Source organism: Niabella sp. (genome assembly GCF_030150205.1).
Taxonomy (GTDB): Bacteria; Bacteroidota; Bacteroidia; order Chitinophagales; family Chitinophagaceae; genus Niabella.
In genome coordinates this window covers 342,967-367,796 of sequence record NZ_JASLGT010000008.1, presented here as the reverse complement: position 1 = coordinate 367,796, position 24,830 = coordinate 342,967, and the positions used below count along the sequence as shown (strand labels likewise).

At 46.5% G+C, this 24,830-nt stretch carries 18 protein-coding genes; 4 read left to right on the top strand and 14 right to left on the bottom strand.

The annotated features are described in order from the left end of the window. Positions 1-23: 23 nt before the first annotated feature. Positions 24-1,130: a glycoside hydrolase family 88 protein gene (locus Q1V85_RS06220; RefSeq protein ID WP_300598420.1), complete on the top strand. Its 1,107-nt coding sequence runs from the start codon at positions 24-26 to the stop codon at positions 1,128-1,130. A 351-nt stretch (positions 1,131-1,481) separates the two neighbouring features. Here the strand turns inward: Q1V85_RS06220 and Q1V85_RS06215 are convergent, their stop codons facing one another. The 8 genes from Q1V85_RS06215 to Q1V85_RS06180 all read right to left on the bottom strand — a co-directional run bounded on the left by Q1V85_RS06215 (position 1,482) and on the right by Q1V85_RS06180 (position 10,786). Beyond that, the gene (locus tag Q1V85_RS06215; RefSeq protein WP_300598419.1) at positions 1,482-1,661 is read right to left on the bottom strand and encodes a hypothetical protein; all 180 of its coding nucleotides are present in this window, start codon (positions 1,659-1,661) and stop codon (positions 1,482-1,484) included. Between the two features lie 236 nt (positions 1,662-1,897). Continuing rightward, positions 1,898-2,662, bottom strand: coding sequence for a response regulator (locus Q1V85_RS06210; RefSeq protein ID WP_300598418.1), 765 nt, complete (start codon positions 2,660-2,662; stop codon positions 1,898-1,900). Between the two features lies 1 nt (position 2,663). After that, entirely contained in the window at positions 2,664-5,840 is a 3,177-nt protein-coding gene (locus Q1V85_RS06205; protein ID WP_300598417.1) for a two-component regulator propeller domain-containing protein, read from the bottom strand. A gap of 1,004 nt (positions 5,841-6,844) precedes the next feature. Continuing rightward, positions 6,845-7,711: an aldo/keto reductase gene (locus tag Q1V85_RS06200; protein WP_300598416.1), complete on the bottom strand. Its 867-nt coding sequence runs from the start codon at positions 7,709-7,711 to the stop codon at positions 6,845-6,847. Positions 7,712-7,718: 7 nt separating this feature from the next. Further along, positions 7,719-8,711, bottom strand: coding sequence for a carboxymuconolactone decarboxylase family protein (locus Q1V85_RS06195; RefSeq protein ID WP_300598415.1), 993 nt, complete (start codon positions 8,709-8,711; stop codon positions 7,719-7,721). 73 nt (positions 8,712-8,784) lie between these two features. Continuing rightward, positions 8,785-9,204, bottom strand: a complete 420-nt coding sequence (locus Q1V85_RS06190) for a cupin domain-containing protein (protein ID WP_300598414.1) — start codon at positions 9,202-9,204, stop codon at positions 8,785-8,787. Positions 9,205-9,400: 196 nt separating this feature from the next. Continuing rightward, the gene (locus Q1V85_RS06185; protein ID WP_300598413.1) at positions 9,401-9,982 is read right to left on the bottom strand and encodes a sugar O-acetyltransferase; all 582 of its coding nucleotides are present in this window, start codon (positions 9,980-9,982) and stop codon (positions 9,401-9,403) included. Positions 9,983-10,033: 51 nt separating this feature from the next. Next, on the bottom strand, positions 10,034-10,786 hold the full coding sequence (locus Q1V85_RS06180; protein ID WP_300598412.1) for an SDR family oxidoreductase: 753 nt from the start codon (positions 10,784-10,786) through the stop codon (positions 10,034-10,036). A gap of 202 nt (positions 10,787-10,988) precedes the next feature. Here Q1V85_RS06180 and Q1V85_RS06175 point away from each other — a divergent pair, with 202 nt between their 5' ends. Both Q1V85_RS06175 and Q1V85_RS06170 read left to right on the top strand, forming a co-directional pair. After that, a complete protein-coding gene (locus Q1V85_RS06175; RefSeq protein ID WP_300598411.1) occupies positions 10,989-11,885 on the top strand; it encodes a helix-turn-helix transcriptional regulator in 897 nt (298 codons plus the stop codon). A 132-nt stretch (positions 11,886-12,017) separates the two neighbouring features. Continuing rightward, the gene (locus Q1V85_RS06170) at positions 12,018-12,377 is read left to right on the top strand and encodes a hypothetical protein (protein ID WP_300598410.1); all 360 of its coding nucleotides are present in this window, start codon (positions 12,018-12,020) and stop codon (positions 12,375-12,377) included. Between the two features lie 44 nt (positions 12,378-12,421). Here Q1V85_RS06170 and Q1V85_RS06165 read toward each other — a convergent pair whose 3' ends face one another. The 6 genes from Q1V85_RS06165 to Q1V85_RS06140 form a co-directional block, all read right to left on the bottom strand. Further along, on the bottom strand, positions 12,422-13,843 hold the full coding sequence (locus Q1V85_RS06165) for a right-handed parallel beta-helix repeat-containing protein (protein ID WP_300598409.1): 1,422 nt from the start codon (positions 13,841-13,843) through the stop codon (positions 12,422-12,424). 124 nt (positions 13,844-13,967) lie between these two features. Continuing rightward, on the bottom strand, positions 13,968-16,517 hold the full coding sequence (locus tag Q1V85_RS06160) for a choice-of-anchor Q domain-containing protein (RefSeq protein WP_300598408.1): 2,550 nt from the start codon (positions 16,515-16,517) through the stop codon (positions 13,968-13,970). Positions 16,518-16,802: 285 nt separating this feature from the next. Beyond that, positions 16,803-18,536 carry a sigma factor-like helix-turn-helix DNA-binding protein gene (locus Q1V85_RS06155; protein WP_300598407.1) on the bottom strand — a complete coding sequence of 578 codons (1,734 nt, stop codon included), beginning with the start codon at positions 18,534-18,536 and terminating at the stop codon, positions 16,803-16,805. A 95-nt stretch (positions 18,537-18,631) separates the two neighbouring features. Beyond that, positions 18,632-20,197, bottom strand: coding sequence for a phosphoethanolamine--lipid A transferase EptA (gene eptA / locus Q1V85_RS06150; protein ID WP_300598406.1), 1,566 nt, complete (start codon positions 20,195-20,197; stop codon positions 18,632-18,634). Then, the gene (locus tag Q1V85_RS06145) at positions 20,160-21,071 is read right to left on the bottom strand and encodes a phosphatase PAP2 family protein (RefSeq protein WP_300598405.1); all 912 of its coding nucleotides are present in this window, start codon (positions 21,069-21,071) and stop codon (positions 20,160-20,162) included. Before Q1V85_RS06145 ends, eptA begins: the two co-directional genes overlap by 38 nt. Before the next feature lie 252 nt (positions 21,072-21,323). Beyond that, positions 21,324-23,333 (bottom strand): right-handed parallel beta-helix repeat-containing protein, encoded by a 2,010-nt coding sequence (locus Q1V85_RS06140; protein WP_300598404.1) that lies wholly within the window; start codon positions 23,331-23,333, stop codon positions 21,324-21,326. Positions 23,334-24,114: 781 nt separating this feature from the next. Between Q1V85_RS06140 and Q1V85_RS06135 the strand changes: the two genes are divergently transcribed. After that, positions 24,115-24,621 (top strand): outer membrane beta-barrel protein, encoded by a 507-nt coding sequence (locus Q1V85_RS06135; protein WP_300598403.1) that lies wholly within the window; start codon positions 24,115-24,117, stop codon positions 24,619-24,621. Positions 24,622-24,830 lie beyond the last annotated feature (209 nt).

Genomic DNA, 24,830 nt, shown 5'->3' with positions numbered 1-24,830 from the left:
ATAAGTCTCATTAAAAAAATACCATGTATAAAAAACTATTTTTATCGCTGTTCACCGTTCTTTCTTTTCAGTTTTTGTTTGCCCAGAAACAGCTCCTGGCCGGCTTTCCAAAAGGAACTACGCCCAACGAAGTGGGCCGGCGCCTGGCGTATCATTTCGTAGATGGCAGGCATGAGCTGTATGCCGGCCAGTATATCCATTATGCGGAAGTTTGCTCCTGGAACGGAGCGCTGGATTATGCTTTGAACGCAAAGGACCGGAAGCTGATCAGGCTGTTACAGGATAAATTTGAGCCGTTGTTTACAAGAGAGAAAGCACTGTTACCTCCCATGAATCATGTGGATTATAATATGTTTGGCAGTATTGCGCTGAAATTGTACCAGGCAACCAAAGATGAACGCTACCGGAAGATGGGCCTGGCCTATGCCGATGCGCAATGGGAGCTGCCGGCCAATGCAAAGCAGCAGGAGAAAGCCTGGGCAGGTAAAGGATTTTCGTGGCAGACCCGTTTATGGATAGACGATATGTATATGATTACGGTGGTGCAGAACGAAGCGTATAAAGTAACCGGCGACCGTAAGTACCTGGACCGGGCTGCAAAGGAAATGGTGCTTTACCTGGATGAGCTGCAACGTCCCAATGGTTTGTTTTACCATGCTCCGGATGTGCCTTATTACTGGGGCAGGGGAGATGGCTGGATGGCTGTAGGTATGGCAGACCTGCTGCGCGACCTGCCCAAAGACCATAAAGACCGGCAGCGCATTATGGAGGGATATCTTAAAATGATGAGCAGCCTGAAAAGTTATCAGCGGCCCAACGGCATGTGGAACCAGTTGATTGATGAAGCGGATTTCTGGCCGGAAACATCCGGAACCGGCATGTTTACCTATGCATTTATCAGGGGAGTTCAGCAGGGATGGTTAAACGCAGCCGAATATGCCCCTGCAACGCGGAAAGCATGGATGGCCATGGTGCCCTATATTGATGAACGGAATAATGTTACGGAGGTTTGCATCGGTACCGGTAAAAAGAATGACAAACCCTATTATCATAACCGTCCCCGCAATGCGGGCGATCTGCACGGGCAGGCGCCTTACCTTTGGTGTGCTGCGGCACTTATGGAGCAATAGTGCCCCCTGATGTGGTTAGCCGCTAAAGCCTGAAGCGCCGGGTCTTGGATACTATTGAAATAAAGTTAAGCGTTGCCCGAAGGGCAGCCCCCAGCGCTAACTGGGGGCAACGAATGCGTAAAATGCGCGGCCCCAACGGGGCCGTACGTTTCATGTTCCGGGTCTTGCAGGACCGCGTCTTATAATAAATGTTTTCGTCAAATCCAACGCCCTTCGCAAGTAGCAACCGCTTATATTCATCGTAAAACGTTTCACCCTTAGGATGTGGCAAAAATGATCTGGTGGAAAATCCGGCGGTAGCTCATGATATCAATTTCATAGGGCGTAAAATATGGTTCAGTTCACTCTAATTTACATTTGATTTTCGAAAATCCGATCCACGTTCATCACATTCGACCCCTCCGGGGCCGCATCCCCTACGCTTTTTCTTTCTCCCAGCTGACGCTGGGGACCATACACATGGTACCCTCCGGGCACTTCAACAATGACTACAGACAGATCATTCCTGTAAACCTCGGGAAATGTGTCCACAGGACAGGATTGACCGGGATAAAAGAGGAAAGCTATAACATGTACGATCTTGAAATATCCCGGTTTTCCCGGATTAGTGGTCATCACCGCATCCGAACGTTGGGATGATTCGGTTAATCTGTCGAATACTCAGGGTGATATTGTTCAGTATGGAGCAGGTGCCGTCATCATCCATTGTTTTTGCAACGCAAACCGGATACGCGGGGTTACCATCCGCGAACTGCAGATGAACCACCTTACCCTCTTGGCAACGAATTGAAATATTCAGTGGGCGACATTTTAAAATGCTTCTGGAAGTTGCGGCTGAAAAGGCTTTGGGAACTGTACCCCACCATTCTCGAAATTTCGTATAATAAAAACTCATTTTCAGCAATCAGCCTGGCTGCTTTTTTCAGGCGCGTGATATCAATGAGCTCCTTTGGGGATAAGGAAGAAAGCGATCGTATTTTCCGGTAAAGCGTGGTGCGGCTCATAAACATATGCTCTGCAAGCATATCGATATCAATATTGGATTCCCTGATATTGCTTTGGATGTATTCATCCAGTTTTTTCAGGAATGCTTCATCTGTCTTTGAATGCGCCATCACCCGTACATCATCGAAGGGCGAACTGGCAAAATGATCCTTTATTTTCTTCCGGTTTTTAAGAAGGTTGGCAATTTGTACCTGCAGTAATTCTGATGAAAAAGGCTTTTGAATATAGGCATCTGCGCCCACTTCCAATCCTTCAATATGTGCTTTGTATGTGTTCTTGGACGTTAGTAAAATGATGGGGATATGGCAGTATTCAACACTGGATTTAAGCTGGCTGCAGAGCTCAAACCCATCAATGCCCGGCATCATAATATCGGAAATGATCAGGTGAATGATCTCCTTATCCAGGATCGTTTGAGCGATCTCCCCGCTGGCTGCAAGATGCAGTTTATAGGTGTCGCCCAGAATTACGGATAAAAACTCCAGGATGTCTTCATTGTCGTCAATGATGAGGATGCTTTCTGTCATGCTATCTGATCTTTTTCCAACTGCTTAATTGAAATTCTATTTTCTGGTGTACGGGCAGTTGCAGTTCAAAAATAATGAAATCCTGTTCACCGGAAATAAGCTGCAGCGTTCCATTGTGGAGCTCGGTAAGTGATTTGGCCAGGGCCAGCCCGATGCCGGTTCCCGGTTTATTGTTACCGCGTACCCTGAAAAATGGCTCAAATAGCTGCTGCCTGAATTCTTCAGGTATGCTCCTGCCATCATTTTGAAACCGGATGGTAAAACAGGGATCGGAGTCGTTAACCGCCGTAATCTGTACCGTTGCCCGGGAAGCCGCATATTTAACGGCATTCGACAGCATGTTCGTGCATATTTTGATAAATGCCTCCCGGTCTACAAAGGCCATAAAATGATGTTCCGGCACTTCTAAATGCAGCTGGATATGATGGCTGGCAGCCTGTTCTTTAAAACCGGCAACCAGGTCGGCAAGCAAGGTACTGATATCTGTTTTTACAAAATTTAAGCTAAACTGATCGGCTTCTGTTCTTCTGAAGTCCAGCAGCTGGCTGGTTAGGGTTACCAGGCGCCGGGTGTTTTTTTCAGCGATGGCCAGGCTTTTCCGGATGTCGGGCTCTTTGCTGAATTTTTTACTCAGCCATTCAATGGGTCCGGCAATCAGTGTAAGCGGGGTTTGTATCTCATGGGTAATATTGGTAAAGAATTCGATTTTTGCCTGGTAGATCTCTTTTTCTTTTTCATGTTCAAACAGCTGCAGTTTCCGGAGGTTTTTCCGCTCCAGGTATCGACGGTATAAGCGGGAGACCAGGTAGATACCGGTCATCAGCAACAACAGGTACAACAGGTATGCACCGGTACTTTTCCAAAAGGGAGGAAGGATCCGGATATACAGATGGCGCTCCCTGCCGGTCCAGCTTCCGGTATTGCTCTCAGCCTGTACGATAAATTCATATTTCCCCGGGGCGAGGTCGGTAAAGTAGGCGTTGCGATTGGTGTTGAGATAGGTCCAGGATTGGTCGATCCCTTTCATCTGGTATTTATACCGGGTAGCTTCCGGAGCTGAAAAGTTCAATGCTGCAAACTCAATGCTGAAATTGTTTTGATTGTATTTTAATGACAGGGTATCTGTATATAAAATGGACCGGGAAAGGGGACTGTGCTCCGCATTGGGAGCCACTTCTTTATTGTTGAGCTGGAAGCCGGTGATATAGGTGGGCGGACTGGGCTCTTGCTGATCAAATAAGGCGGGGTTAAAGGCAATCATACCTTTAACGGAACCGAAGTACATTTTACCACCGGGATGCTTATAGGCAGAATTATAATTAAACTGGTCCGTGATCAATCCGTTTGCCTGGGTGTATACCGCTATCTTTTCTGTAAGCATGTTTAAACGGATCAGCCCTTTGAGCGAGCTGATCCATAAATTTTTTGAATCATCTTCCAGGATACTGTATACTACATTACTGGGCAGGCCGTTTGCCGTTGTATACCGTTTAATGGTTTTACGGTCCGAGCCCAGTTTTATCAGTCCGCAACCGGTGGTAGCAAACCATAAGGCATGGTTACTGTCTTCAAAAATATTGTATACGGGGAATTCGTTAATCGTGCGGCCCTTTGTGGTGTCGCCAAACTGTAAATTACCCTGGCGGCCGGTTTTGGGGTTGTAATAAAAAGCGCCTTCCTTTACGCTGCCGGTCCAGATATTGCCTTCCGAATCTTCAAAAATATCATACACATACGTGTTAAAGGGGATCTGGGGGATGCGCCTGAATTTTTTTTGTTGCAGGTCGTACTCAAATAATCCGGCGTTCCGATAGGCCGTTCCGATCAGCAGCCGGTTGTCCCTTGTCCGGTAAATAGAGATCACAAAATCACTTACCGGGCCATCCCCGTCGGCGATCAGCTTAAACCGGTTGGTGATCTGCCCGGTACGCATATTCATAATTTCCATGCCCTGTAAAAAGGGACCGATGAATAACGCGTTTCCCCATGCCAGCAGGCCATGTATATTTGGATAGGAGAGGCTTCCTTTTTTGTTTGTAGCCGTATAATTTGTAAATATTCCGGTCTTTAGATCCAGTTTGCTGATACCTGCATCTTCCGTACCGATCCATAAATGATCCTGGTTATCTGAACAGATCTCCCGTACCGCGTTTCCCGGGATCGCGTTTACGCCCGCCAGCGGATAGTATTTTTCAAACCGGGCATTGTCTTTTGAATAATAATTTAATCCGCCAAAAAAAGTGCCGGCCCACATGCCTCCCTGGTGATCCCGGCAGATGGCATAAACGGCATTGTCTGCCAGCGCATAAGGGTCCCCGGCCCGTTTTCGCAGGTTGATACTGGTGTTGGCCGCAAGGTTATAAATATAAATCCCCGATTCGGTGGCGATCCAGTATTGACCGTTGTTGCCCGCGGCGATGTCGCGGACAAAAATGTCTTTATCCGTACCCAATGACAGGGCGCGGATGCTGCCGGTTTTGGGATCGTAGCTTTTTAATCCCTGCTTAAAACAACCGATCAATAGTTTGTTGTTTTGGATCGGATAGATCTTGCTGATGGACCGGGCGTTTGCAGGCAGTCGGTTATCAACGATCCGTATGGTGCTGCCGGGCTTTTTTTGAGGATCGTAAATCCGGATGTTTCCATCATCATCCCCCATCCATAAATTCATATGAGCGTCCAGCGCAATACAGGATGCCGGCGTTTTTAGGTCCATCACCCTGTTTGCTGCCTGTATGTATTTATACAGAGAAAACTGGCTGAGAAACCACAGGTTGTTATCCTGGTCGATAATAAGATTATTGGTGTATTCCTTGGGAACGGCATCCAGTGCTGTAAGTACTTCCTTATACGGGTCATATTTAAAAAGCCCTTTACCGGTACCGATCCAGATCATCCGGTTCTTATCTTCAACGATGCTGTTAATAACGTCATTTCCCAGGCTGCCGAATTTGTCGTTATTGTTTTTGTAGGTTTTAAAGGAGTACCCGTCAAAACGGTTCAGGCCGCCCCGGGTGCCGATCCATATCAACCCTTTACTATCCTGTATAACGGCTGTTACTGCATTGTGGACCAACCCGTCATCCACCTGGTAATGCTTAAAATAATATTGTCCGGAACATACGGAGGTGGCAAGCAGCGCTACCAGACGTAATAGCCATAGGTAATAAACACTCATAATTCGTTCATTCAAAGATATATATAATGGCGTTTACAAAACAAACGAAGGCAAACAGACGCAGGAAGCAGTAGCACCAGTGACGACAGAACCGGTTTAAAAGTCAATGGATTGCCGGATCTGCCGGCATCAGGGCTGGTTTGTATGACACAAATCGACAAAAAGATGAATAAAATATGAAAACCGGGGTGCTATATAAGATGGAAGGGAAGCATGGGGGAGCAATCACCCGCTGCTTTGAACCAGGGCTTTGACCTGGTTTGGATTGCGAATACAAGATTTAAATAGGATGCTTACGTGAAAACCAGCACCAGGGTACCGTGTTGCTCCTTCTGCAGCAATCGCGAACGCTGTCAAACGGTTTCATAATAGACCGGTATCTATTTTATTGAAAGGCCTCCAAATGGTTTGTGGAGATACGAACCGTAACATAGCATGGTTAGTGTCTCCACCATAACCGTCAACTTAAGGGTTAGAGGAGAAAATTGCTGGATTGTCAGATTCCTTTGGCGGGCTATCGTGTGGACACATTCCGGGAGCTTGTGCGGAAGTGATTTTTCTGTAGTCGTTGCTAAAGTATCCGAAGGGTACAATGTGCATGGCTCCAAGCGTCAGCTGGGGGCCATGGGTAGGTAGCGGGCGGCCCCGGAGGGGCCGGATATGATGAAGGCAGGTTGCACTTGCCAATTCCGGAACATTAAACGTACGACCCCGTTGGGGGCGCGTGTTTTATGTATTCGTGGTCCCCGGCTTTCAGCCGGGAGTTATTCACATTGTAGCCCTTCAGACTACGCATGTCTTATTTTGGTAAGTGTCTTCTGTTAAGTTGACGGCTATGGTGTCCTCACGGGCACAAAAATCAAGAACGGAAATTGCCGCGGAAAGGGCAAAAAAATATAGGGCCGATTGTTACGTACAAGTGCGGCAAACTGAAGCGTTTTCAACTAAGGTGTTTAAATTAGTTGAAGAGATATCGAATTATATAAATGTAATAAAGAACAGCTTTACCCCTTGTTGCCTCCCGAAAAAACAGGGAACCGTTCCGCTTCGCCATACGCTTTTTGCTTTATATTTTTTAAAACCGTCATGTCTTCATCCGTGATGATAAAATCCACTTCGGCATTGGCCCGCATATGAACCGGGTTGGCCGTTTTGGGTAAAGGGAGAAGGCCAAGCTGCAAATCATACCGGATGCCCAGTTGCGGTACGGACACCTTATATTTCGCGGCCATTTCTATTACCGGCCGGTTTTTTAACAGCGCGCCGTGGCCAATGGGAGAATAGGCTTCCACAAGCAGATCTGTATCCTGGCAATATTGAATCAGCTCCTGTGGTGTATTGCCGATATGCGCCAAAACCTGGTTTACCATTGGTTGTACGGAACAAGACTCAAGAATATTGGCAATATCTTCGTTTTTGAAATTCGAAAGACCGATAGCACGAAGCTTTCCGGCCCGGTACGCTTCTTCAAGTGCCCGCCAGGCTTCCCGGTTTCCTTCAAAGTAAGGTTCGCTTTCATGGAATTTGGCCCAGGGCTTCGGGCTGTGAATGAGCATCAGGTCAATATAATCAAGCCCCAGGGCTTTAAGTGATCCTTCAATGGATGTAACTGCTTCCTGGTAATGCTTTACTTCAGCGGCAAGCTTCGTTGTTACAAAGATGTCGGCTCTTTTAACGCCACAGTTTCGCACACCTTCCCCAACACCGTTTTCATTCTGGTATGCCTGGGCGGTGTCTATATGTCGGTAGCCCATTTCAACAGCGTCCTTTACTGCCTGTGCAACCGTTTCATTACTGATAAACCAGGTTCCGAGTCCTATTTTAGGTATTTCAATACCATTGGACAGGATGTATTGTTCCTCTAAAATCATATGTAAGCTATTTAAGTTTTTTGAAAAGCTGGGGCATTGTCTCTTTATCAATGCCATTCATGTCTGTTAATTTCAGCGATTTTACCATTTTCAACGTCGCAGTTTTGTAATGCAGAAAATGAGGTGTTTGCAAATGAGATTGATAGGCCTCCCTGTTCGCGTAAATTTCGATAATGCGCACCTGCGTTGGACTATCCTGCTGGTACATTGGGAAAATGGCGATAACACCTGGCTCTATCTGAATAGATGTGGCGGCTTCCTCTTTAAGAATATTCTTGTACGCTTCCAGGTGTTCCGGAACGACCTCTATTTCAGAAATGCGCACCATCATTTCAGGCTCTGTAACCGGAGCAGGCGATTTTGAAAGAAGTGTTCTTAAAACATTCGCCTGTGTTTTGGTAACGTTTTTTTCTATCAGCTCGGCTACCTGTGTTAATTGGTCCTCAGTAATTCCACAATTCCTTCCCATAGAGATATGGGCTTTCAGCTGGGGCTCAACGCCCGGCATAGCGGCCAGTGCAGCAATAGTAACCAGCTCTCTTTGCTGAAAGCTGAGCACATCGCTTGCAAAAATGTCGGCAAATAAGTGCTCCTTTAAAAAAGCATCAATCCGCGGAGCAAATTCCCCAAAACCGGGTGCAGGTTTTGCCTGTGGCGTTTTTGTTAACGCCTCCAGCACTTTTCTGCCCTGTTCGTATTTGTCGGCAACTGCATTTTCAACTACAATTTCCTTTCCAATGCTATCCGGAATGCCTTTTGCTTTTCTTTTGTCCAATACAGCTTTAAATGTGCTAATGGCATTCAGACTTCTTGGAAAACCGCAATAGGCATAAAGTTGGGTTAATGCTTCTTTGATGGCATTAATGCAAAGCCCGGCATCTAATGCGCTGTAGAACTGAACTTTTAAATTTTCCTGATCGCCTGTTGCTGTAAGTGCGGCAATGGTGATCAGGCCTTGTTGCTGTGCATTCAGGCTATCTCTATTATTTTGTGCATTCATGTTGCTCGCATTTAAGATTAAAACAAAAAACAATAGCCATTTTACGATCTTGTTCCTGTTCATATCTTCGGCTTTATTGCTGCGTTGCTTTTTTGTATTCCGCATCGGTTACCGGTTGCAGCCAGATATTTTCATTTATCTGCGGATTGCAGGCGATGCCGATATGCGAAAACCAGCTATCGGGCGCGGCTCCATGCCAATGTTCTACATTCGGGGCAATTTCAATAACCGTACCCGGTAGCATACGTATGGCTGCTTTTCCACGTTCCTGGTAGTACCCGGTACCTCCAACGGCAATCAGGATTTGTCCGCCGGTGTGTTTATGCCAGTTGTTGCGGCAGCCCGGCTCAAACGTAATATTGTTCATGGGTACATTTAAGTCTTTGTTATGTGTAAGAGGGGCATTCCACGATTTCCCGGTAAAGTATTGTGCGTAACCCGTGTTTTCATCCCCTGTTGGAAAATCACTGATTGTTGGTACGGTCGCTTCCATTGTATTTAGATTTTTATGGTTATGGCAGGCTGTAAAAGAAAGGATACCGCCTGCGGGCATTATTGCATTTATTATTGTTCGCATCCCTGTATTTCAAAAGTAACCACAACATTTCCAGTGCCCAACGCCAATGCCAGAGATGTTGGATCAACTATCGTACCCAATTTTGTATAGCTGTAGGAGTTTGAAAGGTTTTTCATCTTATACCGGTTTCAATCGTTTTCAGAATTTTTGCCGGAACGCCGCCCACGACCGTATTATCCGGAACATCTTTGGTAACAACTGCGCCTGCAGCTACTATAGCATTTTCGCCGATGGTTACCCCGGGAAGGATGGTGGCATGGGCTCCGATCCAGGCATTTCTTTTTATATGAATGGCGCCCGGCACCAGCGCATGCCTGCTTTCCGGAGAAACCGGGTGCCCCTCCGATAACAGGCTCACCTTCGGCGCAATCTGCACATGGTCATCTATCGTAATACCACCCAGGTCTAAAAAAGTGCAGCCGAAGTTTATAAATACGTTCTTGCCGATTTTAGTATGCTTGCCATAGTTGATGTATAATGGGGTAAATACGGCAACACTTTTATCAATTTCACTATCGGTTATCTGGCTCAGGAAACTTCTTATTTCCACCGGATCCGTGGAGTTGTTCATTTGAACAAGAACTGTCTTTGTGGCGTAGGAAGCCTCCCGTAATTTATGCGCTTGCGGGTCATCCGGCGTTATGGTTTCTCCGTTTCGTAACCGTTCAAAAATAGCTGTTGCCTTTGTTTCCATTTCGTTTATTTAAGAGCTTTTTAATTCCAAATTCGAATAATAGGTCATTTTTTATTTTACTGTATAGCCGCCGTCTACGGCAATTGCCTGACCAACAACCAGGCTTGCCGAAGGACTGCAAAGCCATAACACAACATTGGCAACTTCCGCTGGCCGCCCCAGTCTTTTGTTTGGCAATTCATTGATAAGTTCCTGCATCGCCAGGGGTTCGCGCGCTAACATTTCTTCCACCATAGGCGTGGAGATAATACCCGGACATACCGCGTTAATGTTAATTCCGCGCGCAGCATATTCAAGCGCAGCACTTTTTGTTAGTCCGATTACACCGTGTTTGGATGCATGATAAACGCCCCTTTCAGCAATACCGATCAATCCGCCAATAGAAGAGCAATTGACGATAGCCCCATTGCCTTGTTTCCGCATTTGCTGCAGCTCATATTTCATACAGTTCCATACTCCACGTAAATTAATGGCCATCACCCGGTCGTATTCCTCGCCGCTGGCGTCTGCCGTTTCTGCTACGGGACTATTGATGCCTGCATTATTAAAAGCTGCATCCAAACGTCCAAAAGAAGATGCGATGTATTCAATCAGTTCTTTTACCGCTTTTTCGTTTGTTACATCACAACGCATCGCTGTAGCGCTATATCCCTCATCTTGTAATTGCCGGGCTTGTGCTTTTGGTTCAGTAATATCGGTTAAAATAACATGCGCCCCTGCTTCGGAAAAGGCGCGCGCCGAAGCCAAACCAATTCCTTGTGCTGCACCCGTAACCAATGCAACTTTTTCATTCATTGAATTCATATTTCTATTTTAAAAATGCTTAAAAGAAGGTACGACCACCGTAAGTGATCGGATGCCCGAAATGACGATACAAAATTCGTCTTTTAGGCAGGTTGACTTTTTATACAGGATACAGATTTATTTACCAGTTTTACGGATTTTGCTTTAACCGTGTAAAAAAGGCAGTTAGGTTTGGTAAATTTGTAGAAGAACTTTTTGAATTATGGAACAGGTAGAACGAATAGATACGGTTAAACAGTACAACAGCAATATGGGTGTTGATACACTGCATCCCCTGGTAAGTGTGATTAATTTTAATGAATTTCCGGCTGTTCAGTATTTCAGACGGTACATGGGTATTTATGCGGTATTTCTGAAAAATATAAAATGCGGGGATATGCTGTACGGCTGCCAGCCCTATGACTATGAGGATGGAACGTTGGTCTTTGTTGCTCCCGGCCAGGTATATGGCGTTGACAGTAAAGGGATCGCTATGAAGCCTTCAGGCTATGCGCTGGTGTTTCATCCCGATTTGATTAAAGGAACACATTTGGGAAAGACCATCAAGGGGTACACCTTTTTTTCCTATGAAGTGAACGAAGCGCTCCATCTTTCAAAAAAAGAGCGGGAAACAATTGTCGATTGCCTGGAAAAGATTGCAACAGAAATTGAACAAAATATAGATCAGCACAGTAAAACCTTAATTGTTTCAAATATAGAGCTGTTGCTGAATTACTGCCAGCGGTTTTATGACCGGCAATTTATTACGCGCAGCAACGTGCATAAAGATCTCCTGGTGCGGTTTGAAAATTTGCTAACAGATTATTTCCGGTCTGATAAAGCTGCTGTTTCCGGTTTGCCATCTGTTTCCTGGTGTGCGGAACAACTGCATCTTTCTCCCAATTATTTTGGAGACCTGATAAAAAAAGAAACAGGGAGCACCGCGCTGGATTTTATCCAGTCAAAATTAATTGATGAAGCGAAGGCCCGCATTTTCGATCCTTCCAAAACCATCAATGATATAGCCGCAGAACTGGGCTTTAAGTACCAGCAACATTTTACCAGGCTGTTTAAGCAAAAAACAGGTGTTACTCCAATTGTATTCAGAAGACTGAATTAGCGTGAAAGATACTGTCTGCGGCTGACTGCTTTGAGGGCGATGGCGGGTTCCCTGCGGATCCTGGAGGGTTGTCTTGAAAAATTTTCGTATATTTATTAAGCCGCTGCGCTTACAAACTCCTTAATCAAACAGATGTCAGGCGAACATCCCCATAGCAACGAATGGCCGGCCGAACTGGATGCCTTGGCCGCAGATCCGGAGCATCATACCTTATTATTTGAAAATGATTTTGTCCGGGTATTGGATACCTTAATTCTGCCTGGTCAGATGACCCATGTACATACGCATCGATGGCCTGCTTCCCTATACGTGCTCAGCTGGTCAGATTTTATACGGTATGATCCCGAAGGGAATATGCTGCTGGACTCCCGTACACTTGCGGAAACACCGGCTGCTGCGTCGGCCCTATGGTCGGGTCCTTTAAAACCACACGCATTGAAAAATACCGGCGAAAAAGATATCCATATCATCAGCGTTGAAATTAAAAAATAAGGCTAAGCAATGCCCCCGGCAACCTGCTAAAAGGGGGCATTCAATTATGCCTCTACCACGGTTACCACCTTCGATACCTGTTCGCTTCCGTTCGTATCCACCTGTACAATCCGTACAAACAGGTTTTCATTTGCACTCAATTGAGGAAAGTCTCTTTTACTGCAGGAGCATGTAATCGCACTGAGGATAACAGCCATAGTCATCAGCAGGTGCTTTTTGCGGCCGAAAGCCAATACACCCAGCAATAAGAACCCGGCACCCAAACTGAGCGAGGCCAGCGGGATGGTGCTGCTATATTCCCAGATCTTATCGCTATTACCATCCGGCGCTTTACTTTGCACGGTTTGCACGGTCTTCCAGTGGATACCATCCTGCGAAACCTGTATCAGAAAATGGTCGTTGCCGGTTTCTGTTTCGGTGCGCCAGTTCACCAGCAATTGCCCGTCTTTAATAGTGGCGCTCACACTGCCAAACAGCACCGGCAGGGCTTTATCCTGGTATTCATAAGCACCCAGGTCAATGGCTGCACCAAACAGTCTGGGTTTGCCGGACAGGTCTTTAGTGCTTATATTTAATCCGGGATACAACGCATTGTTACCGGAATTAATGGCCGGGGAATTGCTTTTGAGTGTATAATCGCCTGCGGCGGGATTGTTAAAAACCTGCGCCAATGTAACTCCGGTTGCATCCAGGTTATTATTGCCGCTGATGGCATTATTTTCTACCAGGGAATGTTGTGCGGATGCATAAGACATGCGGTCGGTTACTGTGCCGTAAATAATGCTGTTTTTGATTGTAAGCGTGCTGGTGCCCAGGGTGGAGACAAAGATCGCGTAATTGGGGTTCCCGGCTATGGTAACATTGGTCAGTGTGGGATTCCCGTCCCGAATAAGGAAGCCAGCATATGCGCTTTGTGTAATAGTGATATTGGTTAGCACAGGAGATGAGTTGTTTATATTGATAATGCCCCCTACTGCATTACCGGTGATGAGTAAATTGCTCAAAACAGGTGAAGCTGTTGTATTGTAGATACAGGCATCGTTCGTGGATCCCGAAGCATGGGTAAGGGCAAAGCCATCCAGCCTGGCGGTGGAGGTCACCCCATTGTTATTGTTCAGGATGACGGGGCGCTCATTTTTCCCGTCGAGGATGGAGCCACCGCCACCTGTTCCGGGTAGTATGCGGGCATCGGCCAGGGTGCTGATATTATTTGCGGGATCAAATCCACCATAAATCCCCACCCCGTCTTTCATTACAAAACTATTAGGGCTGGGAACATAATAGGTTCCAATGGCTACAAACACTTTTTGAACACCAGTTGTATTGATGGCCCCCTGCAGATCGGCCGTGGCATTGGCCCAGCTGTTTCCACTACCTGTACCGGAGGCTGTCGGTTTTATATATACAATCCCATTGCCATCCGGAGTCTGTGCCTGCAATAATGCAGCGCATAACAAAAAAAACACCGGGATGACTATTTTTCTACCTATACAAAATACATGCATCATCTGCTATTTATAATTGTTCCTGCCGGCCTCCGTTATCTGATGCCCGGCATCGAATGTCTATAATCTAATACCTATTGTCATCTTACTCCGCTACGGCCTGCACTACTTTTGAAAAATCTTCCCTGCCATCCTTATCCACCTGTACGATGCGCACCAGCAGTTTTTCATTTGCACTCAATTGAGGGAAGTCTCTTTTACTGCAGGAGCATGTAATCGCACTGAGGATAACAGCCATAGTCATCAGCCGGTACTTTTTGCGGCCGCGAGCCAATGCGCCCAGCAATAAGAACCCGGCACCCAAACTGAGCGAGGCCAGCGGGATGGTGCTGCTATATTCCCAGGGCTTATCGCTATTACCGTTCGCTGCCTTACTTTGAACGGTTTGTATCGTTTTCCAATGGACGCCGTCCTGCGAAACCTGTATCAAAAAATGATCATTGTTGGTTTCGGTTTCGGTGCGCCAGCGAACCTGCAATTGCCCGTTTTGAATAACGGCACTTAAACTGCCAAAGATTACAGGCAGGGCTTTGTCCTGGTATTCATAAGCGCCTGGGTCAATGGCTGCACCAAACAGTCTCTGGTTACCGGCCAGGTCCTTAGTGCTTGCATTTAACCCGGGAAACAACGTATTGCTGCCCTTGTTAATGACCGGGGAAGTACTTTTCAATGTATAGTCGCCGGCGGCAGGATTGTTGAAGATATCCGCTTCAGCAATACCGGCAGCGTTTATATTGCCATTGGTGTTGTCTATACTGCCCTGTATAAGAGAATTTTGTGCAGTATAGATTCCTGAAGTCGCTGCCACGTCCGTGACGGGTTGAGTGATAATGGAATTGTTAATAGCGACATTACGAGGGCCACTGTTCACAAACGCCGGGGAACTATTCCCCGCAACGGTTACATTGTTTAATACAGGTGTTGAATTATAGCTGGAAAAGCCACCCGGAGCTCCACTTCCGGTTGCTACATTACTTATGATGGCTACATTGGTTAAAACCGGGTTACCGGCACCATTGTATATCCCCGCTGCTCCGCCAAAGTTTTGGGAGGTACTATGGTTACCGGAGATGATAACGTCTGTGATCAGCGGAGACGATAAGCGAAGGCAAATGCCGCCGCCACTGGCCGCGTTATTGTTCCTGATGACAAGATTTCTTAAAACAGGCGATGCATAGTACATATTGAAACCGCCGCCAAAACCACCAGTTCCATTGGTAATGGTAAACCCATCCAATACAGCCGTATTATCAAGGGCGGTTGCCTGGTCGAATACATTCCAGATCACCGGTCTTACATTCTGCCCATTCAGAAAAGATCCTGCAGCTGTACTTCTGTTCGGTAAAATCCTGTTATCACTCAAGGCTATTATGCCATTACCAGGGTCGAAACCGCCGTAAATGGCCACCCCGTTTTTCATCACAAAACTGTTATCACCTACATCGTAATTGCCAATGGCTACAAATACCTGTTGTACACCGGCGGTGGAAATGGCGTTGTGCAAATCGGAAGTAGCATTGGCCCAGCTATCGCCGTTTTCCAAACCGGTAGCAACGGGTTTTACATAAATGATGCCCGTCGTTGGGGTAAGTGGTAACGGTGCCGATTCGTAAGCACCCAGATCAATGATGGTACCCTGCAGGCGCGGGTGCCCCGCCAGATCCCTGGTACTGGCATCCAGGCCCGGATACAGCGCATTGTTGCCGGTATTAATGGCCGGGGAATTGCTTTTGAGTGTATAATCGCCTGTGGCGGGATTGTTAAAAACCTGCGCCGGTGTAATCCCCGCAGCATCCAGGTTATTGCTGCCACCAACGGCATTGTTTTCAACCAGGGAATACTGCGCAGTAGCGTGGTCAGGTTGGAACACAGTGCCATAAACGATACTATTCTTAAGTGTTACTGTACCTAAAACCCCAAAATCAAGGGCTTTGGTACTGTTTCCTGCAATGGTAACATTGATCAGTTCAGCATTTCCACGCGCAATAGAGAAGCCGGCCTTTCCGTTTTGAGTAATGGCAACATTGATGAAAACAGGGTTGGCATTAAGGGCATTCGCAATGCCCGCCACCGTGTTGTTGGTAATGAGTAAATTGCTGAATGTGGGAGAAGTAGTGTAATTGTGAATACATGCCAGACCGGAGCTTCCCACCGGATCCGCAGCATGGGTAAGGGTAAAACCGTCCAGCCTTTCGGAAGGGGTTAGCCCATTATTATCGTTCCATATAACCGGCCGCTCATTTTTCCCGTCGAGGATCGAGCCGCCGCCTGTACCAGGTAGTATGCGGGCATCAGCCAGCGTATTGATATTGTTGGCGGGATCAAATCCACCATAAATCTCCACACCTTTCTTCATCACAAAACTATTGGGGCTGGGTACATAATAGGTTCCGATGGCTACAAACACTTTTTGAACGCCATCTGCATTGATGGCGCCCTGCAGATCATTGGTAGCATTTGTCCAATCGTTTCCCTTGCCCGTTCCCGAAGCCGCCGGCTTTACATATACAATGCCACCGGTGGGCGTAATCTGGGCATTGGAAAACATGCTGAACAGGAGCAGCACCAGGCCCGGAAATGTAGATCTCAGCGGTCTTTTAGCTAACAGAAATCCGGGAACGGAGGATCGTTTCATTGTTTAATCAGTATTTAGTTTTAACGCTTTTTGGTGTTGTTCCATAGCCCGCAGCTTCTGGTCATAATACCACCATATAAGTCCCATGGCAGTTATGGCCAGGAGCAAAAAAGCGAATAATAACAGCAGTTTCTTATCGGGACGGGGCATGCCCGGTAAACTTAGTTTAATCGCCGGGGGATGCTGCAAATACAGGGCTTACAAAATCCTTACATTTTCAATACGTTGATTATCAATATGCTGAAAATGGATTGAGATGATATTGCCAGGCGGATTCAGAAGTCGTCAGGTGTTTTTTATCACTTCTTCGAGCGCTATATTATCAGGAAGATCCAGTTTTTTGCGGATGCGATGCCGCATCACCTGGATAGCATTGGGCGAAACACCGAGCATGGCAGCCATTTCTTTGGTGGAAAGATTTAACCGGGCAAGTACAAAGTACCGCAATTCTCCAATGGAAAGCCCGGGAAGTGTTTCTTTAATGCGGTGAATGAACCCCGGGTGGGCCTTATCAAACAACAGCTGGAAAGCCTGCCAGTCGTCTTCGGTAAGGATCGTGCTTTGCTGTAACTGCTGAAAGAGTTCGGTCTTGTCTTCCTCCGGGTTACGGCTTTGTAATTGTTCGATGAGCTTGTTTTTTTCCAGGATATTTTCTGTAAACCGGTTCAGGTTCAGCCGGGCTACTTCCAGTTCCTGCGTGGCCGCCCGGAGTTTCAGGTCTTTGACTATTTGCCGTTTCTTTTGAACAAAATAGGTAAGCAACACCGCAATGCACAGGATCAATACCAGCAGGATCAGCAAATTCCGCTCGGTCAGTTTCCGTTGCCGTTCCAACCTGAAGTTGGCCAGTTGCAGTACTTCTTTCTGATGATCAATTTTTTGCTGCGCCCTCAATACTTTCAGCGCGCTGAATTTTTCGTTGTAGCGGTTCAATGCGGTTACGGAAGAATCTACGTATTGCCTGGACCGTTCCATATCCCCGGCCGCCGCATACCATTTGCTCATTACCGGGTATAAAAGCCGCAGCCGGTCGGGTTGTGCTGCTTCCTGGATGTATTCCTGTGCACGGTCAATGAATATTTTGGCCTGGTCCGGCTGCCCTTTATACCTGAAAATATCCGCAAGCGCAATGGCTGCACCCGCAGCACACCCGTAGTCATTTTCCTTAACGGATCCGTTAAAGTCGGTTTCTAATAAGGGAATGGCCTGGTCGTATTGATTCCGCAGGTACCGGCTCATGCCCAGGTTGCCTGTGGCAATCCGTTTCCAGACAGCAGATTCGGGAAAGGGCGTTTGCTGCACTTCATTAAAATAGTAATCGGCGCTGTCCAGGTTATGTTCCTGCTGGTAACAGAGGCCCAGGGTATTCCGGCAATTGTTCAGTACACTGGTGTTGAACGCGGTTTCGGGTATAGCGATCGCTTTTTTAAAATATTTTTTGGCTACCGCATAATCCTGGAAAAAATAATAGGCTTCCCCTATTTGCATCAGGTCCCGGATCATTTCGGGGTAATCGGTGGCCCTGATGGACGCCAGTTCTTTATCTAACAGCAAATATTGCTCAAAAGCCCGTTCATAATTTTTTTCACATTTCCAGTAGAACTCTGCCAGCGCCCGCAGTGCCCGTACTTTAAGAAATTCTGTATTTTCTTTATCGGCCAATGCCACCATTGCTTTTAACGCCCGGAGCGATACCGCTTCCGGTTGGCGCTGGTAAAAAGCGTTCCAGAAAACCAGGAAAAAATCGATATTGAGCGCTAAGCCGCGGTCGTTATGCCGGAGGGCAAAATCTTTTATCTCCGCCGCTTTTTCGGCACGCCGGGCAGAATCGCCGATATCAACCAAGCGCTTATACATCGCGTGAATGACAGCGATATTTTCCCCGTAAGGCTTGTGTAGCAGGGAATCGTACTGGGCAAAAGCGCTTATGGGAAACAGCAAACAAAGCGATAGCAGCCAGCTAAGCCGCTTCCGGTTTAGCACGGTATAAATAGCAGGAAGATCAAACCGTTTGTGCAAGGGCAGTTAATTATGCCGCCAAAGGTACTGCAGTAAACACAAAGTATGAAATGCGCATTACCGTAGCGCTGCCCCGTGAAAAAGGCCCCGGGCTGTTATTTAAAAATGTTCATTTCCGCATTATAAATGGGGCTTTGTACGCTTAAGAAATTTAAAACACTGTGGAAAACATAGTTTTGAGTCAATTCTTTAAACGGCTTGGGTTGTTTTGTGCTATCGGATACCCAAACGATAAAAGGAATTTCATATTGTTCTTTGGGCGCAATACTTAAAGGAACCCCATGCATATACAGGTTTTTTTCTCCCAACGACTCCCCGTGATCCGAAACAAAGATCATGGAGCTTTTATACCCGTTTAATTGTTTCAGGTCTTCAATCACATCATGTAAGAGATAATCCGTATAAACAATGGTATTGTCGTAGGCGTTCATGAGCTCCTGTTGCGAGCAATTGCCCAGCTCCACACTGTTGCAAACAGGTTTAAAGGTTTCAAACTGCGGCGGATACTTCTTGCTGTACGTAGGGCCATGGCTGGTGCTGGTGTGCAATACAACGAGTATTTTGTTTTTTTTACTGGCCTGTATCTGCTCCTTCAAACCGTTTAAAAGCACACCGTCGTAATTGCAGCTATCGCCCTTGCACTGGAGCATGAGCGCGTCTTTATTCTGATAGTTGTCAATATGCACCGGCGGCTCTCCCCAGTTGGTGGTTCTCCAGATCACTTCCACATTATTCCGGTTCAGGTAATTGGGTAAAATCTCATATAACTCACCGGTGTTTTTATGCTCCAGGATGCATTTTACGCCGGCCGTTGTATAGGTAGCACAGGAGGTGGCATCAAAATGAAATAAGTTGGGAGTTTGGGAAAGCAGCGGGTTGGTGTTGCGCCCATAACCGTATAAAGAAAAATTTTGTTTTCTTGCCGATTCGCCGATCACTAAAACGACCACCGCTTTTCCGGTATCGCTTATCGTAGCATTGGGCAATAAGATTTCTTTTTTGTTTTTATCGTATTGGCGCACATAATGAATACCGGTATTTACGAAATAGGACCAGGGCATGGCGAGGCCCCCCAGTTGTTTGGAATTTTTATCGATCCATAGCCAGTTACTGGCATTCACAAATGCCACAATGATCATAAACAGGAGCGCCAGTCCGGAAGTAATGGAAAATCGCTTCAATGTTACAGTAGTGACCGTTGCTTTAATAATGTAAATGGCCGGAAGAACTCCCAGGAGAAGGATGTACACAATCAGTTTAACAGAAAAAAAACTGCTGGCTTCTCCATAGTCGGTATTGATCACATTGCCCATCATAATGCCATCGATGATCACATTATAGGTATTTACAAAATAAAGGGCCACGGCATTGAGGATAAAGATCAATACCAATAGGAATTTTCCAACGTACCGGGATAGAAAAAGGAAAAGGTAAAAAACAAAGGCATTGGCCACCAGCATCAGGATGATGAGGCAGGTAATGATCATCATGCCGTTCCAGCTTTTGTAGTTGACGTTATGAACAACAAACCTGTAAAAGGGGAAATGAAAAAACAGTAAGTTCAAAAAACTCATGAATAAGGCAAACCAGATCAGTTTTAAATGAAGCAGCCTGGATGTTGCATTATAAAACTGTGCTAACTTCGGATTGTTTTTTAGCATAAACTTGAATGATTTTATAGAGTGAAAGAACCAGGCAGACAAGTGACAAATAAAATATTGCCAGGTTATCGTTTATGATTTTGTTGATGAGTGCAATAGCACCAGCCAGGAATACCAGCATAAACAGGGGGTAGGACTTTTTATTGCCCACCCAGGAAAAAATTTTATATCTCTGACAAATAAAAATACCTGCAAGTCCCGAAATATACCCGATGGTGCTGCCGGTAATCACATCAAGCGGATAATGTGCGCCCACACCTACTCTTGCAAACGCAAGGAACAGTCCTGTGGCACCCGCGAAAAAAAACCAAAGGATCCGGTAGGACATTTTTTTTGGAGCAAAGGCAAACAGCAGCACGGTGAGCACCGTAAAAACGGTAATGGAGTGCCCGGAAGGCAGGCTGTTGGAGCCGGTTAACTTTTTCCCGATGATAAAAAAGCTCTGGTTATCATATACCACCGCCGGCCTTGGTACGGCAAAAAACGGCTTTAGTGTACTGGAAAACAGTAATGAAACCAGCAGGGCGGGTATTAATGCTTCCCAGATTTTTGGGGCATACAGGATAAAAATGCTGACAAAGGACAGAAAGATCAGCGCATCCCCTAGCTGGGTAAGATTCGACTCGAGGCCCGGGTATTGTCCCAGCTGATGGTTCATCAAAAGAAAATAGTCCTTTTGAATATGGGTATACCCGTTAACCGATAATGCACCCTGGATATACAGAAAGAGGGCAACGGCCACCAGTAAAACCAGGGGTAAAAAAAACAACAATGGCCGGAGCCTGGAGTAATTCTGAATGATCCTGGTATTCAGTGGGGTCAGTGATCCTGTTATCCCATTAAAAAAACCGGTTGATCTTTTTTGGTTGTTCATATTTTACGCGTTGCGAAACGAGCAAAGATCGGGATCAATTCAGAAGAAATGCAGATTTTTATTGGTATATCGTAAAAATTTGAGGTAAAATGGGTTAAATGTCTACAGGATCATGCCGGGCCGGTGTTTCCCGCTGATTTCAGGCAGTTGAATGCAGCGCAGATCTCCGCAGATCAGTTTTCTGCGAAAATCAGCGAAAAAATCGGCGCAATCTGCGGGAACTACAACCATTTGAAGACCGTTTGCTTCGGGTTACTCGCCGGTTACCTTCACCACTTTCGACACCTGCTCGGTCCCGTCCTTATCTACCTGCACGATGCGCACCAGCAGGTTCTCATTCGCGTTTAACCGGGACAGGTCCTTTTTGTTACAGGCGAATGCAACCGCACTGAGGATAATGGCCGCCGCCATAAACCCATACTTTCTGCGGCCGGGGACCAGCGCACCCAGTAAGAGAAGCCCGGCGCCCAAACTGAGCGAAGTAAGGGGGATGGCGTGGTTATATTCCACCGGAACATCGCTGTTACCATGCCTTGCATTGCTTTGAATGGTTTGCACGGTTTTCCAGCGGATACCGTCTTGCGAAACCTGTACCAAAAAATGATCATTATTGGTTTCCGTTTCTGTACGCCAGTTTACCAGTAGTTGCCGGTCTTTAATAACCGCAGTAAGGCGGCCAAACAACACCGGCAGCACCCATGAGGGATCATATTCATAAGCGCCCAGGTCAATGGCGGCGCCGGATAACCGGGGATTACCGGCCAGGTCCCGGGTGTTGGCATCTAAACCTGCAAACAATGTATTGCTGCCTTTATTTACTGCAGGCGAAGTGGGCTTTAATGTGTAATTGCCACCTGAATAATTGGTGAAAATATCGTTTTCCGTGTAAAGCGTGGCATCTAAATTGCCATTACCGGTAGCGGATGCACCTTTTATCAATGAATAGCGGAAGGTATAAGACCCTCCCGAAATGGGATCCCAAACAATGCAATTCTGAAAAACAAAGGAACCGCTGTACGCATAAAAGCCGCTGCCATTGTTGGCGATGGTAGTATTGGTAATTGTGGCTGAAGGATTATTGTAATTACACATTCCGCCGCCCAGCGGCGCCCAGTTATTGGTAAAGCTGCAACCCGTAATGGCCGGTGAAGAGGACCCCTGCGTCCACATACCACCGCCTCCGAAGTTTGCCGCATTTGACGTAAAGCTGCAATTGGTAAGCGTTGGCGAAGAAAAATGATTATACATGCCGCCGCCTGCGCTGGAAACGGAGTTTGCTGTAAAGCTGCAATCGATCAGCACGGGTGCAGGCCGGCTGTCGTTAAAGTTATACATGCCCCCGCCGCTGTTAGCCGAATTTCCGGTAAAGCTGCAATACATAAGTTTGGGTGAGGCATTGTCATTTTCCATTCCTCCGCCGTTGTCAGCCGCCCAATTCCCTGTAAAGCTGCAATGGGTAAGGGTTGGTGAAGAATAGGTATTATACATACCGCCCCCCATATTATTGATAAAACGGCACTGCATAAGGGTGGGAGAAGGGGAGCTGGACGTAAGGCTAAGCATGCCGCCGCCTTTTCCGGAAGCCGTATTCCCGCTGAAGGTTACATGGACAAGGGCCGGCGCTGCACCAATATTATACATGCCCCCGCCATTAGATGTGTTAACGCTCCACCCGTTTACAACGATCTGCCCCCTGGTATCAGCATTGGCGCCGGTAAGGGTAAATCCGTTTAATACGGCACTGCCCATATCGCCGGCCGCAATGACTACATGGTAATTATTTTCTTCGTTTCCTGTAATATACAGTGTGCCTCCGGAGCCGCTCACTGCATCGTTGTTATTGATATCGCCGCTCAAAACGGAACCGTCCGGGCCAAAAATCCGGCCATCGTCCGGCGCCTTAATCTGGTGCTCCGGATCAAAACCTCCGTAAAGCTGTACATGGCGCACCAGTACAAAAGCATTGTTGCGGTCGGTGCCGGAAGTAAAATTGTTGCTTCCGGCGTTATAGAGGGGTTTATAGATCCCCTTTGCCACGTAGATCTGTAAGGGGCTGGCCGCGGTGTAGTTATTGATGGCTCTTGCATACTGCAGGGCATCCGCCAGTTCGGTAACTGCATTTTCCCAGCTGGAGCCGGAATGATCGCCGCCGGCCACCTGTTTATCAACGTACAGGATATTGTTGGTTGGGGAAAGCTGCGCTATTGCCTGAACAAAAAAAATAAGCAAAGCAGTAGTGATGGTTACATGTTTTAGGGGCATAAATATTCGCTTTATAAAAAAGCAAATATCTCCAAAACCAATATGCCGAAATGGCAAAAAAATGTGCGGATCTATCAGCGTTTAGCTTTCAGCCTTTAGCCTTTAGCTTTCAGCAATCAGTTATCAGTTATCAGTTTTCAGCGGTCAGCCATCAGTTTTCAGTGTCAGCCTTCAGTTTTCAGCTATCAGTTATCAGCGGTCAGCTTTCAGTTGATTCGTCCGGGATCGGGGATTTGCCCTTTCTCAGCGAGTATGAACAGGAGCTAACGTGAAACGTTGAACCTTAGTATTCCGCTTTTTCAAAAAAGAGACAAATAAAGAAGTTTAAAGAGACGGAGCGGAAAGGCTTTGTCCTGACCGGGTTCTAATTTTATTGCCGGAACTTTTATGAACGCAACCAGCGGGTCGTAGAAAAAGTACCGCCGGGCAGGAGGGAGCATAGCAGTGGGGTTTGGATGCCGGCAGGGGTATTAAATAAATTTACTAGAGGGCTAAGAGGGCCTCCGGGCTTTTCCAGGCCATGGTTGCCCCTCTTACATTTTAATAAGAAAGATGGTTTGAAGTTTGAGATCAGCCTCGTTTTTATGACTGGTGTTCGTTGTACTGTTTTGGTTCAATCAGCGTTCATTTTAAAACCCCGCGCACTGTGTTTATGTGCGGTAAACCCACGCATCTTCCTTAACTTCGCCTATCAGTTTCGGAATGATTCGTTTTATTTGCCAAAACAAAAACCTTAATTCCTGGAGCTTTTTCTTTTTATGTAAGCCTGGACAATTTCTATATGAAAAAAATAATGATTGCTTTATTGCTAACCGCACTTTACTCACAGGCTGCTGCCCAATGGAAATCTTTTGATATCGGGCCATATGGTGAAGTAGCCATACCAACAGGTCTGGTCTCAGGCGATTTTAAACACGGTTTGGGAGGTGGTGTTACCGCCGATATCCGGATCGTAGAAAGGTGGGCGGCAACCCTTTCTGTTGGTTATATGGAACTTAAAGGACAACATTTGGGAGCTTATAAAGTGCCTGATCTGGGAACCATTCCGCTGCGGGCCGGAGTAAAATACCGTGCATCCCCGTTTTTTTATTTAAAAATGGATGCGGGTTGGGCTGCCTACACAGGCAAAAGCAGCGGTATAAATGATTATGATGGAGGCGCACCTCTTTTTTCGCCAGGTATAGGCTTTAGGATAAAAGGACTTGATTTGCAGGCAAAATATGAAATTTGGATCGACGATGATGTTGCGAATCGTTTTATCGGACTAAAAATGGGATGGAATTTTTAATAACGCCGGCTATGTTCGCTGCGTAAATGCCGGGGTCATCAAGCGGTTGAAGTTTACAAAAACTGTTTTTATAGATTCATTTTTACACGCCTGTTGCTGCATCACCAGGGTATTGCGGATCTGTTGATTGCGGCACCGGGCCAGGGAGCTCGATGGCGTTGGTTAAAAGAATCGCCATAAGGTTAAAAGGGGTATTATAGAGGAGCTGA